This window comes from Glutamicibacter sp. 0426, assembly GCF_001906485.1.
In the GTDB taxonomy this organism is placed as follows: Bacteria; Actinomycetota; Actinomycetes; order Actinomycetales; family Micrococcaceae; genus Glutamicibacter; species Glutamicibacter nicotianae.
Map to the genome: position 1 here is coordinate 281,394 of NZ_MPBI01000001.1, position 16,079 is coordinate 297,472.

Sequence of the window (16,079 nt, forward strand, 5' to 3'; positions counted from 1 at the left end):
TTCCGGTGGCGGCTTTCTCCATGCTGCCTTCAGATAGCGAGACAGGTTGGAAAGCATGGAACCGGAAAAGCACGCCGGGTCCAAGCTGTGGCCAGGTAGTACCCTTGGCCAAGCTTCGAGCGGAGCGCCATGCATCTGGCAGAGTACATGCATCTTCCTGTCCTGAGCCGTAGCAACTGCCTTTTCGGCATCCCAATTGCGCCGTGTCGGGCCCAAGGCAAATTGCGCCATTGCATGTTGGAATAGGCCGAGATGCGTGGTTTTGAGCATGAACCGCCGGAATTCCGGTGACATTTTTCCAAGGAGCCGCAACTAAACCATCACAAGTCAGCACTATGGGAGCTTTCTGCATTCGAGGCAGAACAGTTGTGGAAAGCGCTAGATGGGGAAGAACGCGTGGTGCGGATTGATAAGATGGTTGGTTGTCTGACGTGATTCGAGAAGAAAGCGCCGAGGACCATTTCCTGTTCCCGACGAAAGCGCAGCCAGTGACCCATACCTTGGATCAGCCTCGGAAAACCACGGAACGTGCCGGTTTCCGAGTTGATTTGCAGGGACTTCGCGCCCTCGCAGTCCTGCTGGTGATGTGCTATCACATCTGGTTCTCCCGGGTCTCCGGCGGTGTGGACATCTTCTTGATGCTCTCCGCTTTCTTCCTGACTTCCTCCACTGCCCGGCGCATTGCCCGCGGGCAGCGCCCGCCCCTGCTGGACGGCTGGCTGCATCGATTTTCCCGCCTGATCCCGCAAGCCGCGGTGGTCATCATAGGCGTGGTCATCGCTGCGTGGATCATCCTGCCAAGCACCCGTTGGCTGGAACTGATTGACCAGTCCAATGCCTCCCTGTTCTATTGGCAGAACTGGTACCTCTCGAACCACCAGGTGGACTACTACGCCTTCAACACCGCTGCCGCCTCGCCGCTTCAGCATTTCTGGTCCTTGTCGGTCCAGGGCCAGATCTTCATCATCTGGCCGCTGGTGCTCGCCGGCAGCGCACTGGTCTGGAAGAAGTTCTTCTCCCGCCGCAGCTTCGCGCTGGTAGCCGGCAGCGCCTTCGGTGCCATCTTCGTAGGCTCGCTGGCATATTCCATCCACATCACCGCCACCAACCAGCAGGTCGCGTATTTCCACACTGGCGCGCGACTGTGGGAATTCGCGCTCGGCTCGCTGCTGGCTTTGGCCCTGCCATGGCTGTCCACCCTGCCGGAGAAGATCCGCCGCATTGGCGGCTGGGCAGGACTGGTCACCGTGATCGGCAGCGGTGCCGTGCTCGATGTGCAGGGACAGTTCCCGGGCTTCATGGCGCTGGTTCCCACCGTCGCCGCCGCGCTGGTGATTGCCGCCCCGGCTCCGCGCAGCTGGGCCAACCCATCCGGCCTGCTTTCACTGCCCCCGCTGGTCAAGCTGGGCGACCTGTCCTACGGCATGTACCTGTGGCACTGGCCCATGCTGGTCTTCTACCTTGAGGTCTCCGGCAATGAGAAGGCCTCCTTCCTGGCTGGTGCCATCCTCATCGCGGCATCCATCGGCGCCTCGTGGTGCACCACCAAGTTCATTGAGAAGCCGGCCATCGCCTGGCAGGCCAGCCCAAGCTTCTCGCGCTTGATACCGCAGGCCGGCTTCAAGCTGATCGCCCAGTTCGCGGTTGTTGCATTGGGAATTGGCGTAGCCAGCCTCCCTGTACTGGCATGGGAGAACAATGTCGAGCACCGCCGTGCCCTGGCTGCGGCGCAGACCGATACCGACAACCCCGGTGCCAACGCGACCGAGGACTGGGATCCATCGCCTGCTGCCTTGACCTTGCCGCTGGCCACCGAACTGGATGGCGAGTGGCAGACCCCGGGCATCGCCTGCGAAGGGCCCAACGCCCCCGAGGATGAGCGGATCCACTTCTGCGAGCAGGGCGGCGACTTTGACGGGGGAGCACCGGACCTGGTGCTGCTCGGCGATTCCCACATGCAGCACTGGTCTGCGGCGGCATCGGCAATGATCGAGGAAGCCGGCGGAAGCTGGATCCTGGTCTACGAGCCAGGATGCCGCTACGGTTCCGATGCGGATCGCGTGGATGAAACCTGCTCCGACTTCCAGGATGCGGCGCAGGACTATGTCGCGGATTTGGCGCCGCAAATGGTGCTGACCACCGCCAGCAAAACCGTTGCTGCCCCGGATGCCATGCTGCGCAGCCCGGGAGAGCAGGAAACTCTGGTGGACAACTACGCCGAGATGATCCAGCCGCTGCTGGATGCGGGAAGCCGCGTCATCGCGATGCGCGATACCCCGCGCTACACCTACTCCATTCCCGAATGCGTGGATTCCAACAAGGGCGAATTGGACAACTGCGATGGCTCGGCCGGCTACGCCTTGAATAGCGTGAACCCTGTAGAGCAGTTCCTGGATTCGAAGGATTACGGGAACCAGGTTGTTTCCCTCGACATGACGGGGTTGCTCTGCCCCGACGGGGTCTGCAAAGCTGTCATTGGAAATGTCCTGACGTATCTGGACGATTCGCACCTGTCCAAGACCTTCGTGCTCAGCGCCAAGCGCCAGTTCGCCACCTCCTTCAAGGAAGCAACAAACTGGGAATAAGTCACCATGGATACGGTGCGAAGCATGAGCTTGAACACAGTGCACCACGAAGGAATAACTGGAACGCCAAAAGAGCTCTACCATTTAACCAACCTCCGCTGTCGCCCCGAAAGGTTTCCACGTGACTGAGTTCAACCCCTTTGCTTTTGAAGGACTCACCTACGACGACGTTCTGCTGTTGCCTGGCCCGACGGATGTGATTCCTTCGGAGGCGGACACCACCACTCGCTTCACCAAGCGCATCAACATCCAGGTGCCAATCAGCTCCGCCGCCATGGACACCGTGACCGAGGCTCCAATGGCCATTGCGCTGGCACGCCAGGGCGGCATCGGCGTGATCCACCGCAACCTGTCCATCGAGGACCAGGCTAAGCAGGTTGACCAGGTCAAGCGCAGCGAATCGGGCATGATCACCGACCCGGTCACCGTCCACCCGGGTGCCACCTTGGCCGACTGGGATGAGCTGTGCGCGCAGTACCGCGTCTCCGGCCTGCCGGTAGTGGACGAGAACCGCAAGCTGATGGGCATCATCACCAACCGCGACACCCGTTTTGTTCCACGCGAGCAGTACATGACCACCAAGGTCTACGAAGTCATGACCGGCATGCCGCTGATCACCGCCAAGGAAGGCGTATCGCGCGAGACCGTTATCGAGCTGCTGTCCAAGAACCGCATCGAGAAGCTGCCGCTGATCGATGACGAGGGCAAGCTGACCGGCCTGATCACCGTCAAGGACTTCGACAAGGCAGAGCAGTACCCGTTGGCCACCAAGGACGAGGACGGCCGCCTGCGCGTAGCCGCAGCCGTGGGCTTCTTCGGCGAAGGCTACGAGCGCGCCATGACCCTGATCGACGCTGGCGTTGACGCACTGGTTGTCGACACCGCCAATGGCCACTCGCAGGGCGTGCTCGACATGATCGCCCGTCTGAAGAAGGACCCAGCCGCTGCGCACGTGGATGTCATCGGCGGCCAGGCAGCAACCTACGACGGTGCCAAGGCGCTGATCGATGCTGGTGCCGACGCGATCAAGGTCGGCGTTGGCCCAGGCTCCATCTGCACCACCCGCATTGTTGCCGGCGTGGGCGTCCCGCAGGTAACCGCGATCTACGAAGCAGCCAAGGCCGCGATTCCAGCTGGCGTGCCAGTGATCGCCGACGGCGGTCTGCAGCACTCGGGCGACATCGGCAAGGCACTGGTTGCCGGCGCCGACTCGGTCATGCTTGGCTCCCTGCTGGCAGGCACCGCAGAATCCCCCGGCGATCTGGTCTTCATGGGCGGCAAGCAGTTCAAGGCCTACCGTGGCATGGGTTCGCTGGGCGCCATGGAAACCCGCGGCAAGAACACCTCGTACTCCAAGGACCGCTACTTCCAGGCGGATGCCCCATCGAACGAGAAGCTGATTCCTGAAGGCATCGAAGGCCAGGTGCCTTACCGCGGCCCGCTGTCCGCAGTCACCCACCAGCTGGTTGGCGGCCTGCGCCAGACCATGTTCTACGTTGGCGGCCGCACCGTTCCGGAGCTGAAGGCACGCGGCAAGTTCGTCCGCATCACCGCTGCAGGCCTGAAGGAATCCCACCCGCACGACATCATGATGACCGTTGAGGCTCCGAACTACCGTTCGCGCTAAACGCATCTGATACGGAAACCCCACCAAGCAAAGAGTTCTGCTTGGTGGGGTTTTTCGTTGCAACTTTCGCCGGAGTTCTCACGACCACATGCCAATGTGCCAGTGGCAGCTAGGAGGTCGGTTGCCCAATGCCAGGAGCAACACGGTTCGCAGCGGGGCACGAGCCGAGGTGCCCACGGGCGCAACGCCGCAGGCAATGCGTTCAGAAACGAATCAGGCTAGGGATGATCGTGTTTCCTAGAGGTCTGGTGGCCGATGGGGTTCGTCTTCAGCTTTCGAATGGAGGCCAATCTTCACGAGTTGCCACGTATTTGAATTCTCCATCTTGTGTAACCACTGTGACAGAGCGAAGGTTCTTGTCCTGTTCTCCGACCCGAAGCATCGTGTTGCTGCCTACGTAGGCCAAATCGGACCGGGCGTCGACTTCCCACTCATAGGGTTCAAGGGTAATCAGCAATTCACCGTATTCGGGCGCTTCAAAGGGAAGCATATGCCCATGTGGATCCGTTGGGTACCACTTCAGGAAATCCTCCGGTTCATCGATGTCCATGACAACGTCCTCCCAGCCCTCATTGATTTCGTCCATCCATTGCTGCATCTTTTCATCGGCCCAGTCCTGCAGCTCTTTGTCCGAATAGTCCTCGGGTGCTTTCGAAGCCGTCGGTTCTGCAAGTGCTGGCAGTTCGGATGTTTCCTGTTGCCCAGGAGCAGGCTCGACTGCAGTTGTGGAGGCCCGGACCTGCTCAAATCCGGTAGAAGTGCAAGATGCCAAAGCCAGAGCTGCGATGGCAAGCAGAGGCAAACAGGTCAGCGATTTGCGCACGGTTATCTTTCTGAAGACGAGGGGATTGATGCTAGACGTCAGTCTAAGGGAACACAGAGACAAAGACGCCTCATCGCGATCTAGTGGACTCATGCGTGGGACTGACTTGTCCAGAAGCACAGTGCACAAGGCATCCAGTACCAGCGACCCCACGTAGAATGAAAGCTCGGCAATACCTCTCGGTGCGCGGGAACCACCCGCAAGTGAGCGAACGTCAACGAAGGACATCAATTTGGGCCAGCCAGCCAATCTGAAGAAGCAAACTCGCCAGCGCATGGAACGCACGGGGGAGAGCTACACGACCGCGCGCAAGAACATCCTGGCCGGCAAGCCTGAAAGCCCGCGGGCAGCCCGCGCCGCGGCCGCACGCGACTACGCCAAGGAAGCACGCGAGAAGGCCAAGGCGCAAGCCAAGAAGGACAAGGAAGCTCCGGCAGCTTCGCCGGCTGACGAGTTGCCTGAATACCCGGCCCCAGAAGATGTCATCCAATACGATGCCGCGCTGTGGCACCGCGTGCTGGTTCAAGCTGGCGTCACCAACAAGCACACTGGCCAACCGCTGAGCCAGGCGCTGCTCGCCGGTCTTGCTGGCGGCATTGGCTTCATGGCCTTCACCCACGAAGGCGGCGAAGAAACCGCAGTAACCCTGGTGACCCGGAACAACCCGGAGCCGTACACCCAGAACCTGCTGGCCCGCTGCGGTGCCACGGTCACCGAACGCACCACCGGCTCAGCTGAACGCGCCGCCGAATACATGGACGCCGCCCTGGACGCAGGCCGCGCCGTCGTGGTTCGCGTGGCAATCAGCGCGCTGCCATGGATCGACGGCACTACGGTGGATGAAGCCGAGACCCTGGACCTCGCCGTGGTTGGCGAGCACAAGAAAGACCTGCTGGTCGATGACGGATCCGGTGCCCTGAACCTGATCAGCCCCAAGGAGTTGGCCGTCGCCCGTGCGATGCGCAAGAAGGAAAAGCACTGGCAGGCGTGGATCCCGTCCTCGCGCTCGCCGAAGACCGAAACCCTGGCCGCCAACGCTGTGGAGGCTATCGAGGAAACCACCGCTCGGTTGCTGGGCACCAGCGAGCTGTCCGGGGTCCCGGTGCACTTCGCCAAGAATTTCGGCATTACCGGAATGCGCACCTTGGCCACGCGACTGCGCGATTCCGAGTCCAAGACCGGCTGGTCCCAGATCTTCGCAAGCCAGCAAGCGCTGGCCAATGGCCTGGACCAGCTGGCCGGGTTTTTCTCTGATACGCGCTTCAGCGGTGAAGGCGCATTGCGCGGGCTATACTCCGACTTCCTTGCCGAAGCAGCCGAACTTCCGGGTCTCTCGGCGTTGGCAGCGCACGTGGATGCGTATCAGCAGTTGTCTGCGCAATGGGACGAATTCGCTGACCTGATCGATCCAGAGATCGAATTCTCACAGCGCGCAGAGCACTTCGCATTACTGGCAGACGCGATAGAGCGGATCGCCGAAGCCGAGGAGCAGGCCGCGACCGCCTTGGCCGCAACAGCAAAGCAGTTGGCCGCCAAGACGGCGAAGTAAATCTGGCTCAACATTCGCTCCGGCATCGGGTGATATTGCTCACCGAATGCCGGGGCATTGTTGTCCCGGTGCGCATCCAGCCGCCGGATGCCTCGAAGCTGTCGACGCCGCATCATCTATGGCCAGCGCACTGCCAAAAGCGGGATTATCCCGGAATCTTGGTAACCTAGTTAGGTGAGTAACGAGATTGAGATCGGCCGCGGCAAGCGGGCAACTAAGGCATATTCCCTGGACGACGTAGCGATCGTACCGAATCGCCGTACCCGTGATCCGAAGGACGTATCGGTGTCCTGGCAGATCGACGCCTTCCAGTTCGACACCCCTATCCTGGGCGCACCAATGGATTCGGTGACCTCCCCGGCGACCGCCATTGCACTGGGCAAGCTCGGAGGACTGGGCGTGCTGAACCTCGAGGGCCTGTGGACCCGCTACGAGAATCCGGAAGCAGTGCTGGCTGAAATCGCCGGCCTGGAGTCCGAGGCGGCGACCCGCAACGACCCCAAGATCACCGCCAAGCTGCAGGAACTGTATGCGGCTCCAATCCAGCCAGAGCTGATCACCTCGCGCATCTCCGAGATCCGCGACTCGGGTGTTGTCGTTGCCGGCTCGCTGACTCCGCAGCGCACCCAGGAGCACTACAAAACCGTGGTCGCCGCTGGCGTTGACATCTTTGTCATCCGCGGCACGACGGTCTCGGCCGAGCACGTCTCGAAGACCACCGAACCGCTGAACCTGAAGCAGTTCATCTATGAACTCGACGTCCCAGTGATCGTCGGCGGCGCAGCTGGCTACACCCCGGCCATGCACCTGATGCGCACCGGCGCAGCAGGCGTGCTGGTCGGCTTCGGTGGCGGCGCATCCTCGACCACCCGCCGCACCCTGGGCATCCATGCCCCGATGGCTACAGCAATTGCCGACGTGGCAGCTGCCCGCCGCGACTACATCGAAGAGTCCGGCGGACGCTACGTCCATGTCATCGCCGACGGCGGCATGGGCAACTCCGGCGACATCGTCAAGGCCATCGCCATGGGCGCCGACGCAGTGATGCTTGGTACCGCGCTGGCCCGCGCCGATGAAGCGCCAGGCGCTGGCTACCACTGGGGCATGGAAGCTGTTCACGAGGCCAGCCCACGCGGTGACCGCGCCAAGGTCGGTACCGTCGGCTCGCTGGAGAAGGTACTGCACGGCCCATCGCATGAGACCAACGGCACCTCGAATCTGGTTGGCGCGCTGCGCCGCTCGATGGCCACCACCGGCTACTCGACGCTGAAGGAATTCCAGCGCGTCGATGTCGTGCTTTCCCCTTACGAATCGGATCGCTTCTAGCGGATCTCGATCTGGCCCCGTTCTTCTGCTGAAGGGCGGGGCCAGTGCCATGTGCACGCTGGGTCTCAACGAATGGATAAGCAAGTTGGTTCCACCAGCGGAAAATAAGGCAACAGGGCTAATCTCACGCCCTTGCATTTCGAGTTCTACGCCAAATAGAAGTACCGTTAGAGTGTGCTTAAAACCGCTCTGAAGCCCAAATGGATCGTCGCACTGCTTGCCGCGCTAGCGATCGCCACCGGATTCGTCCTGCTCTCCGGATGGCAGTTTGGCGCCTCCGAAACCGAGCCGCCGGTCAAGATCGACAAGACCGAGAAGCCGGTTGCGCTGATCGAGCATCAGGAAGTCGGCAAGGAACTGCTGGGCATCAAGGCAGACCAGATCATCACCATGGAGGGCGAATTCGTCCCCGGCACCGATCAGCTGATTTCGCCGCGGCTCAATGGGGAACAGCGCGGTGTCTGGGTGGTCACCGAGTTCAAGGTCGAGGGCGCGGACAAGGACGCCGGCATCGCCGTGGTACGCGGCTGGCAGCCTGAAGCAACCAAGCCTGCACCGGCACCGGAGGGCGAACTGGAAATCACCGGCCGCCTGCTGCCAAGCGAAGGCCCGGAATTCCGTGTGGACCTGCGCAGCCCGACGCTGCCTACGGTCGCCTCGGCGCAGCTGGCGAACATCTGGGATTCGATCCTCTATGAAGGATTCGTCTCGGCCCACGAAATCACCACGGCCAAGGGCGAAGCTGTCATGCAGCCTGGCCTTGAGCTCGTCCACGTCGGTCCGCAGCCCCAGGAAGGCCAGATCAACTGGCTGAACGTCTTCTACGGCCTGGAATGGGTACTTTTCGCAGGCTTCGCCATCTTCCTCTGGTACCGCATGGTGCGCGATGACTACCAGCGAGACCTTGATGAGATTGCTCAGCGCGCCGCCGAAGCGCATCGCAAGGGCGGCAATGCCACCCAGGCTGACAACAGCAACGAATAGCATTTCACGCACACCGCACTTCTTACCGAAATCGGAAGGAACCACCAACGATGTCCAGCACCACCCCGGCACCGAAGCCCCGGAAATTCGGCGGCACCCCTAAGCAGATCCGTGCAGCCGCGAACTTCTACAAGGTCTTCGCCTACGTCACCGGCGTGATGCTGCTGCTGCTCGTGCTGGAAATGATCTTCAAGTACTTCTGGTCCTTGGAACTGTTCGTGGGCGGCACCCTGGTGGATGGCACCGCCAACGCCATCGGCATGTACAACCGCGCCGAGGTAGCCGGGGGACTGAACCTCTCGCTGGGCATCCTGATTGCGCACGGCTGGCTCTACGTGGTGTACCTGTTTGCAGACTTCCGCCTGTGGTCGCTGATGCGCTGGCCGTTCATGCGCTTCATAACGATTGCGCTCGGCGGCGTGGTTCCATTCCTGTCCTTCTGGACCGAAGCCAAGGTGCACGCTGAAGTTGATCGCGAGCTGGCGGCCCATCCGAAGGCGGCCAAGCGCTACTGACACTGCAGCGCAGTGCATTGCAAGGGCGGATCGGTTCATCCCAGATGAACCGATCCGCCCTTGCTTTTGCCAAAAATGCACTTGGTGACGCTGATGACATCACCTTGGCTGTTTCGCGCGCAGTGAACCGCGTAGACTGTAACGGTGACTACTGCTCCCCTCAATCCAGAACATAAGCCGGTTCTGGTCGTCGACTACGGGGCCCAATACGCGCAGCTCATTGCTCGCCGCGTACGCGAGGCCCGTGTGTACTCGGAGATCGTTCCGCACACCCTGTCCACCGAAGCCATCCTGGCCAAGAACCCTGCTGCGATCATCCTTTCCGGTGGTCCTTCCAGCGTCTATGCCGATGGCGCCCCTTCCGTAGGGGCCGACCTGTTCGAGGCCGGCGTCCCGGTCCTGGGCATCTGCTACGGCTTCCAGGCCATGGCCAACGCCCTGGGCGGCACCGTGGCCGAGACCGGCCTGCGCGAGTACGGCCGCACCGCAACCACCTTCGAGGGCGAAGCCCGCTCCATCCTGGCAGGCGCCGCACAGGCGCCTACCGTCTGGATGAGCCACGGCGACGCCGTCTCCCAGGCGCCGGAAGGATTCGAGGTCCTGGCCACCACCGCTGGTGCTCCCGTGGCGGCCTTCGCCAACGAAGCCAAGCGCCTGTACGGCGTGCAGTGGCACCCGGAGGTGAAGCACTGCGAGTACGGCCAGGACGTCCTGGAGAACTTCCTGTACAACGGTGCCGGCCTGAAGGGCGACTGGACCGCCGACAACATCGCTGACGAGCAGATCGAGCGCATCCGCGCCCAGGTCGGCACCGGCAAGGCCATCTGCGGCCTGTCCGGCGGCGTGGACTCCGCTGTGGCGGCCGCCCTGGTGCAGCGCGCCATCGGCGACCAGCTCACCTGCGTGTTCGTGAACCACGGCCTGCTGCGCGAAGGCGAAGCCGAGCAGGTTGAGAAGGACTTCGTCGCTTCCACCGGCGCCAAGCTGTACATTGCCGACGAGCGCGAGCGCTTCCTGACCGCTCTGGACGGTGTCACCGACCCGGAGACCAAGCGCAAAATCATCGGCCGCGAATTCATTCGCGCGTTCGAAGCAGCCGAAGCTGCGATCATCGCCGAGGCCGCTTCCGAGGGCGAGCCGGTGAAGTTCCTGGTCCAGGGCACCCTGTACCCGGACATCGTCGAGTCCGGCGGCGGCGAAGGCACCTCCAACATCAAGAGCCACCACAACGTGGGCGGCCTGCCAGAGGATCTGCAGTTCGAACTCGTGGAGCCGCTGCGCACCCTGTTCAAGGACGAAGTGCGCGCCGTGGGCCGCGAGCTGGGCTTGCCTGAGGAAATCGTTGGCCGCCAGCCGTTCCCCGGCCCGGGCCTGGGCATCCGCATCATTGGTGCGGTCAACGAGGAGCGCCTGACCATCCTGCGCAAGGCCGACGCGATTGCCCGCGCCGAGCTGACCGCCGCAGGCTTGGATGACGAGGTCTGGCAGATGCCGGTAGTGCTGCTCGCCGACGTGCGCTCGGTTGGCGTTCAGGGCGATCACCGCACCTACGGCCACCCGATCGTGCTGCGTCCGGTATCCTCCGAGGATGCCATGACCGCCGACTGGTCGCACCTGCCATACGATCTGCTCTCGAAGATCTCCAATCGCATCACCAATGAGGTCGATGGGGTGAACCGCGTGGTGCTGGACGTCACCTCCAAGCCACCGGGAACCATCGAGTGGGAGTAATCCCGTAGCCTGGAATTCCCCTGCCTGCTGCCGCGCTTGCGGCAACAGGCAGGGGAATTTTTTGCGTTCTGGCGCGCGGAACCCTCTTGAGGGTCAAGGCAGCGTCGCGAAGCAGACGTCGTAGCTGGAAGGTGGCCGCAAGCGCATCATGCCCAATGGGCAGGGATCGTGCACGAGAGCGCGGGCCACACGCCACGGCTTCATGAAATCGCGCATCCAATATCCGCAGTTTGCTGAGCGAGGGCCATAAGCGAACACCGCGAGCATGAGCTTGCGCATCCCGCGGATAAAACGTGTTTCGCGCACAGGTTCTGCACGGTCCGTGCACTACGTTAGAAAGAGGCGTATCTGCACCTGTGGTGCGCCCGAATGTGGTCGGTTCAGTGAAGGGAATGACTGTCGTGACTAGTGGACAGAATGCTGCCGCCGAGCGTGTAGCTGCCTGGGTTAAATCGCTGGGGCAGAGTGCCGGGGCGGATACGACCCTGCGGTTTGCTCCGTCGACCTCCAATAGCATCGACATAACCCATGCCAATCCATCGGGGCTGGCCCAGTTCCTTGCCGGACGGAGAACCCGCCTGTCCACCCTGCTGCATGATGCGGACCAGTACGCCACCGCGCGCCGCACCGCCCGTGCGCTGTCGGCCAAGATCAGTGAACTGTGGGAAGAACGCGGCATCGATGTCGGCTACCTAGCCGCCGGTGTCGCCAACTGGCGTGCCGTCCATGATGGCAAGAGCGAGCCGGTTTCCGCTCCCATCATGCTCGGACGCATCACCCTGGCCAAGCACGTGGATGCCGACGACTACGACCTGCAGCTCGTTGGACGCGCTACCGTATCCCCGGCGTTCGTGCGACAGTTCGAGGCCGACCACAACGCCAAGGTCGACGTCGACGCCGTTGATGCCGCCGCCTATTCCATCGCCCGCTTTGATCCGGTCCGGGGCATGGATGCCCTGCGCCACCAGATGGCCGAGGTCCCCGGCGTAGTCGTGGGCCATCGCCTGCTGCTCTCCACCTTCTCCGAACTGATGGACCCGGCAGACCCGGCGAAGCTCAACGGCTCCCACCCGGTTATCGAGGCACTGATCCGCTATGACACCGTGGTAAAGCAGGCAGGGAACAGCCAAAGCAGCAAGACTTCGGAGGCGCTGGCCAACCTGGTGGCTTCAAAGCCGGGCGCCGCGAAGCCCGAGGATTCGAAAGCCGAAGGATCGAAGCCCGAGGACGCCACCGAGGATCCTGCTGCAAAGAAGCAGGACGGGCAGCCAGCCGCGCAGGCTGGCGAGGCCAAGGGCAATGAAGGCTCCGGTTCGAGGCTGAGCCGCGTGAAGAACATCCTCAAGGAAAGCGCGCGCTCGCGGAAGCAGGGCGCAGTCTCCGAGGAATCGTCGGCCCGCAAGGTCCACACCGGCACCACGACCATTGCCAAGTCTTCTGACGACCGCGATCCGGAAGACGAGCTGTTCCTGCTGGACGCCGATGAATCCCAGTCCAAGATGCTCGACTACATCGCCGCCGGCGAATCGGTGGCCATCAATGCCGCCGCCGGCACCGGTGCCACCCAGACCGCATTGAATGCAGCCGCGCTGCTGGCTGCCCAGGGCAAGCGCGTGCTGGTTGTTGCCGAACAGCGCTCCGCTGCCGAGGAATTCGTGTCTCGCTTCAACGAGCAGCTGGATGCCGGCAGCATGCTGCTGGAACCGAATGAGGATCCCGAAGCGCTGCGCGCCATGCTCACCAAGGCGATCCTGCGCAATGAACGCGCCGCCGAGCCGCAGCTGGGCTCCATGTTCAAGCGCCTGCGCGAATCCCGCCATGCGTTGCACGAGCATGTGAAGTCGCTGCATTCGGTCCGCAGCCGCTGGGGCTGCTCGCCGTACCAGGCGATGCAGGAGCTGGCACGCCTCTCTGCACTGGAACCTGCGCCATCCACCACCGTGCGCCTGAAGCGTTCGGTGCTCGATTCCATGGGCCAACGCGGACATGTTGCCGCGCAGCTCAAGCGCGCCGCCCAGCTCGGTGCCTTCTCCAAGGTGCACACCACCAGCCCTTGGCACGGCGCTCCGCTGCGCAACACCGAAGCCACCGAGAAGGCCCTGAACCTGGCCAGTGGCCTGGGTCGCGACCTGCCAATCCTGCATGACCACATGTTGCAGATTGCCGAGCGTTCGCAGATCAGGCTGGAAGAAAGCTACGACAAGTGGGGAGACCAGCTGCAGCTGCTGGTCGCCGTCCGCGGCTCGCTGGACAAATTCGAAGCCGATATCTTCGAGGGCGATATCGACGATCTGATCGCCGCCACCGCAACCAGCGCATGGCGCCGTGAACACGGTGTCGAGATGGGTTCGATTGTCCGTTCCCGGCTGCGCAAGATCGCCAAGGAATACGTCCGTCCAGGCATGCACGTCGCCGACCTGCAGTCCGCACTGCAAGCCGTATCGGTCCAGCGCGATGCGTGGCGAGCCATCGCCACAAGCCAGCGCAACCCCCAGGTCCCGGGCGGACTGCTGGATGTCGAGGCCGGCTACCATGACGCCGGTGCCCGCATCGACAAGCTGGCCGAAATGCTGCCATCCTCCCTGGGGTCGCGCCTGCGCGAAATGCCGATCAAGGAACTGCTCTCGGTGATCGCCTCGCTTGTTGAACGCCGCGAGGACCTGGGAGAGCTGCCCGAACGCACGCTGATCTCCGAGCAGCTGGCCGAAGCCGGTCTCGGCGATTTGCTCGATGACTTCGCCGAACGCGAGATCGATGCCGACCAGGTAGACAGTGAATTGGAACTTGCCTGGTGGCAGTCCGTGCTGGACGCCATGATCTCAGGCGATGACTTCCTTGCCATGAACGACGGATCCAAGCTGGAGAAGATCGAAGCGGACTACCGGCTGGCTGACGGTGCGCATATCGCCGCCGGACCGCAGCGCATCCGCTGGGCGCTGGCCCGGAACTGGAAGGCCGCACTGGCTGACCACCGTGCCGGCTCGCGGGCGCTGCGCGAGATGCTCAAGGGCGGAACCCCGAGCATTGCAGGGTTGCTGGATCTTGGCGCGCCGCTGGCCAATTCGCTGACTCCTGTCATCGTTTCGGCTCCGCTGCTGCTGGGCAGCGCTCTGCCGGAGGACACGAAGTTCGATGCCGTCATCCTGCTTGAAGCCAACTACCTGACCCTGCGGGAAGTCCTGGATGCGATCCGCCGCTCCGAGCAGGTCATTGCCATCGGCGATGAAATGCTCGGTGGCCCGAAGCGCTTCGAAGTCTCCGTGGACCCCACCGCCCGTGTTCGCGAGCAGGGCGTGGACCGTTCCGCGCTGGAAGCGCTGAACAAGGTGCTGGTCACCGGTTCGCTGTCCACCGTGTACCGCGGAATCGACGAAGGCCTGGTGGAACAGCTGTCCACCACCTACTACGACGCTGCGCTCTCGCGCCTGCCAATGGCGGTGAACCTCACCGGCAACTCGTCGCTGCTGCGCGGCGAATATGTCCCGGATGCCACCGGATCGCTGTCCAGCAGCGAAGACGGCGTGCAGACCACCGCCGCTGAAGTGGCGCGGGTAGTGGATCTGGTCTTCGAGCATTTCAAGAACCACGGCGGAGAATCGCTGGCGGTCATTGCCTCGAACCGCAGCCACGCCTCGGCCATCGCCGAAGCGATCCGTGTCCAGCTGCCAAACCACAAGTACGCGATGGAGCACCTGCGCTCCAAGCGCGAACCGTTCGTGGTGACCACCATGGACCGGCTGATCGGCCTGCGCCGGGATTCGGTGATCTTCGCCTGGGGCTACGGACGTACCCCGCACGGCAAGACGCTGCACGAATTCGGCGCCTTGTCCCGCGAGGGCGGCGAGCAGCTGTTCGTCGCCGCGATGACCCGATCGCGCACCCGCATGACCCTGGTTTCCAGTCTGCTGCCGGAAGACGTCGACCTGAACCGCGTCTACCGCGGAGCCCGCCAGTTCTTCGAGCTGTTCGGACGCGTGCAGGCCGGGGATTCCGGAGTCAGCTCGATGCGCAACCCGCGCTTCGACCCATTGGTCTCGGATCTTGCCCGCCGCTTGCGCGAAAGCGGTGCGATCGTTTCCGAGGATTACCGTGGCGTGCTGGATTTGTCGGCACATGCCTACGACTCGGCGCACACCGGCATCCGCCCGCTGGCCGTGGTTTACGACGGCACCGAGCACTATGCGGGCCTGACCGTGCGTGAGCGCAGCCGCCTGCGCCCGGAATTCTTCGAGAAGCACGGTTGGCGTTATGTTCCGCTGTGGACCATCGATGTCTTCACCGACCCGGGTGCTGTCGCCGATCGCCTGGCCCATGCCCTGGGCCTGAAAAAGACGACGGCTGCTGAACAGCCATCGGCCCGCAGCGGCATGGCCGCCGCACGACCAGTCTCGGCCCGTGAAGTCACCACCGAGCCGGAGGCGCCGAAGGAAAAATCGAAACTGCTGAAGTCCACCAAGACGCGCCAGGAACCCAAGGCAGAGAGCAAGCAGGAAGCAGCGGTTGCTGACAGCGCGGCCAAGGCTGGAACCGAGTCGCCTGCCAAGGACGATGCAGGCAAGCCGGTGACCCCAGCTCCTGTGCCAGCCACCAGCAAGATCGATGAATCGGAACCGAAGAAGCCATGACTTCTGAGCAAGAACCAACGCGCGGCCGCCGCAAGCGGCCGCGCGTTGTGGCACCGCCGCAGCATTTGGCTGCACGTGTCGAACTGACCGGCAGCTACACACCGGTGCCCCATTCAGAATCCGTCAACCGTGCGCTGGCGGGCCCGCAGGGTGCCGGTGCGCCCGAGAACACGATGGCGGCAGCAGCCAAGAAGCGCACCACCGATCCGCTGGCTGATTTGCTCGCCAAGGACCAGGACCCGCGAAATTGGGGCGACTCCAAGGGAGATCTTGCTGAAATGATGAAGCGCGAGAAGCCGCCGCACTGGGGCTGA

10 protein-coding genes are annotated in these 16,079 nt (G+C 62.9%); 9 read left to right on the forward strand and 1 reads right to left on the reverse strand.

All coding sequences use genetic code 11. The features are described 5' to 3' along the window. Positions 1-431: 431 nt before the first annotated feature. Both BKX98_RS01370 and guaB read left to right on the forward strand, forming a co-directional pair. Entirely contained in the window at positions 432-2,585 is a 2,154-nt protein-coding gene (locus tag BKX98_RS01370; protein WP_083586571.1) for an acyltransferase family protein, read from the forward strand. Between the two features lie 121 nt (positions 2,586-2,706). Further along, positions 2,707-4,212, forward strand: a complete 1,506-nt coding sequence (gene guaB / locus BKX98_RS01375; protein WP_038990687.1) for an IMP dehydrogenase — start codon at positions 2,707-2,709, stop codon at positions 4,210-4,212. Positions 4,213-4,480: 268 nt separating this feature from the next. Here guaB and BKX98_RS01380 read toward each other — a convergent pair whose 3' ends face one another. Beyond that, entirely contained in the window at positions 4,481-5,035 is a 555-nt protein-coding gene (locus BKX98_RS01380) for a hypothetical protein (protein WP_073705915.1), read from the reverse strand. A gap of 232 nt (positions 5,036-5,267) precedes the next feature. Here BKX98_RS01380 and BKX98_RS01385 point away from each other — a divergent pair, with 232 nt between their 5' ends. The 7 genes from BKX98_RS01385 (at position 5,268) to BKX98_RS01415 (ending at position 16,079) form a co-directional block, all read left to right on the forward strand. Beyond that, the gene (locus BKX98_RS01385) at positions 5,268-6,584 is read left to right on the forward strand and encodes a BtrH N-terminal domain-containing protein (protein WP_073705916.1); all 1,317 of its coding nucleotides are present in this window, start codon (positions 5,268-5,270) and stop codon (positions 6,582-6,584) included. A 174-nt stretch (positions 6,585-6,758) separates the two neighbouring features. After that, positions 6,759-7,910, forward strand: coding sequence for a GuaB3 family IMP dehydrogenase-related protein (locus BKX98_RS01390; protein ID WP_066140656.1), 1,152 nt, complete (start codon positions 6,759-6,761; stop codon positions 7,908-7,910). Between the two features lie 174 nt (positions 7,911-8,084). Beyond that, the gene (locus BKX98_RS01395; protein ID WP_073705917.1) at positions 8,085-8,894 is read left to right on the forward strand and encodes an SURF1 family cytochrome oxidase biogenesis protein; all 810 of its coding nucleotides are present in this window, start codon (positions 8,085-8,087) and stop codon (positions 8,892-8,894) included. Between the two features lie 50 nt (positions 8,895-8,944). Further along, positions 8,945-9,409: a DUF3817 domain-containing protein gene (locus BKX98_RS01400; RefSeq protein ID WP_038990681.1), complete on the forward strand. Its 465-nt coding sequence runs from the start codon at positions 8,945-8,947 to the stop codon at positions 9,407-9,409. A gap of 144 nt (positions 9,410-9,553) precedes the next feature. Continuing rightward, entirely contained in the window at positions 9,554-11,140 is a 1,587-nt protein-coding gene (gene guaA, locus BKX98_RS01405) for a glutamine-hydrolyzing GMP synthase (RefSeq protein ID WP_038990680.1), read from the forward strand. A 392-nt stretch (positions 11,141-11,532) separates the two neighbouring features. Beyond that, positions 11,533-15,765: a DNA helicase gene (locus tag BKX98_RS01410; RefSeq protein WP_233125257.1), complete on the forward strand. Its 4,233-nt coding sequence runs from the start codon at positions 11,533-11,535 to the stop codon at positions 15,763-15,765. After that, positions 15,762-16,079 (forward strand): hypothetical protein, encoded by a 318-nt coding sequence (locus tag BKX98_RS01415; RefSeq protein ID WP_073705919.1) that lies wholly within the window; start codon positions 15,762-15,764, stop codon positions 16,077-16,079. Before BKX98_RS01410 ends, BKX98_RS01415 begins: the two co-directional genes overlap by 4 nt.

What these genes read in the sequence shown, in the direction of transcription:
- BKX98_RS01410 (WP_233125257.1), top strand. Translation starts at nt 11,533, where the DNA reads ATGACTGTCGTGACTAGTGGACAGAATGCTGCCGCCGAGCGTGTAGCT.
- BKX98_RS01400 (WP_038990681.1), top strand. Translation starts at nt 8,945, where the DNA reads ATGTCCAGCACCACCCCGGCACCGAAGCCCCGGAAATTCGGCGGCACC.
- BKX98_RS01415 (WP_073705919.1), top strand. Translation starts at nt 15,762, where the DNA reads ATGACTTCTGAGCAAGAACCAACGCGCGGCCGCCGCAAGCGGCCGCGC.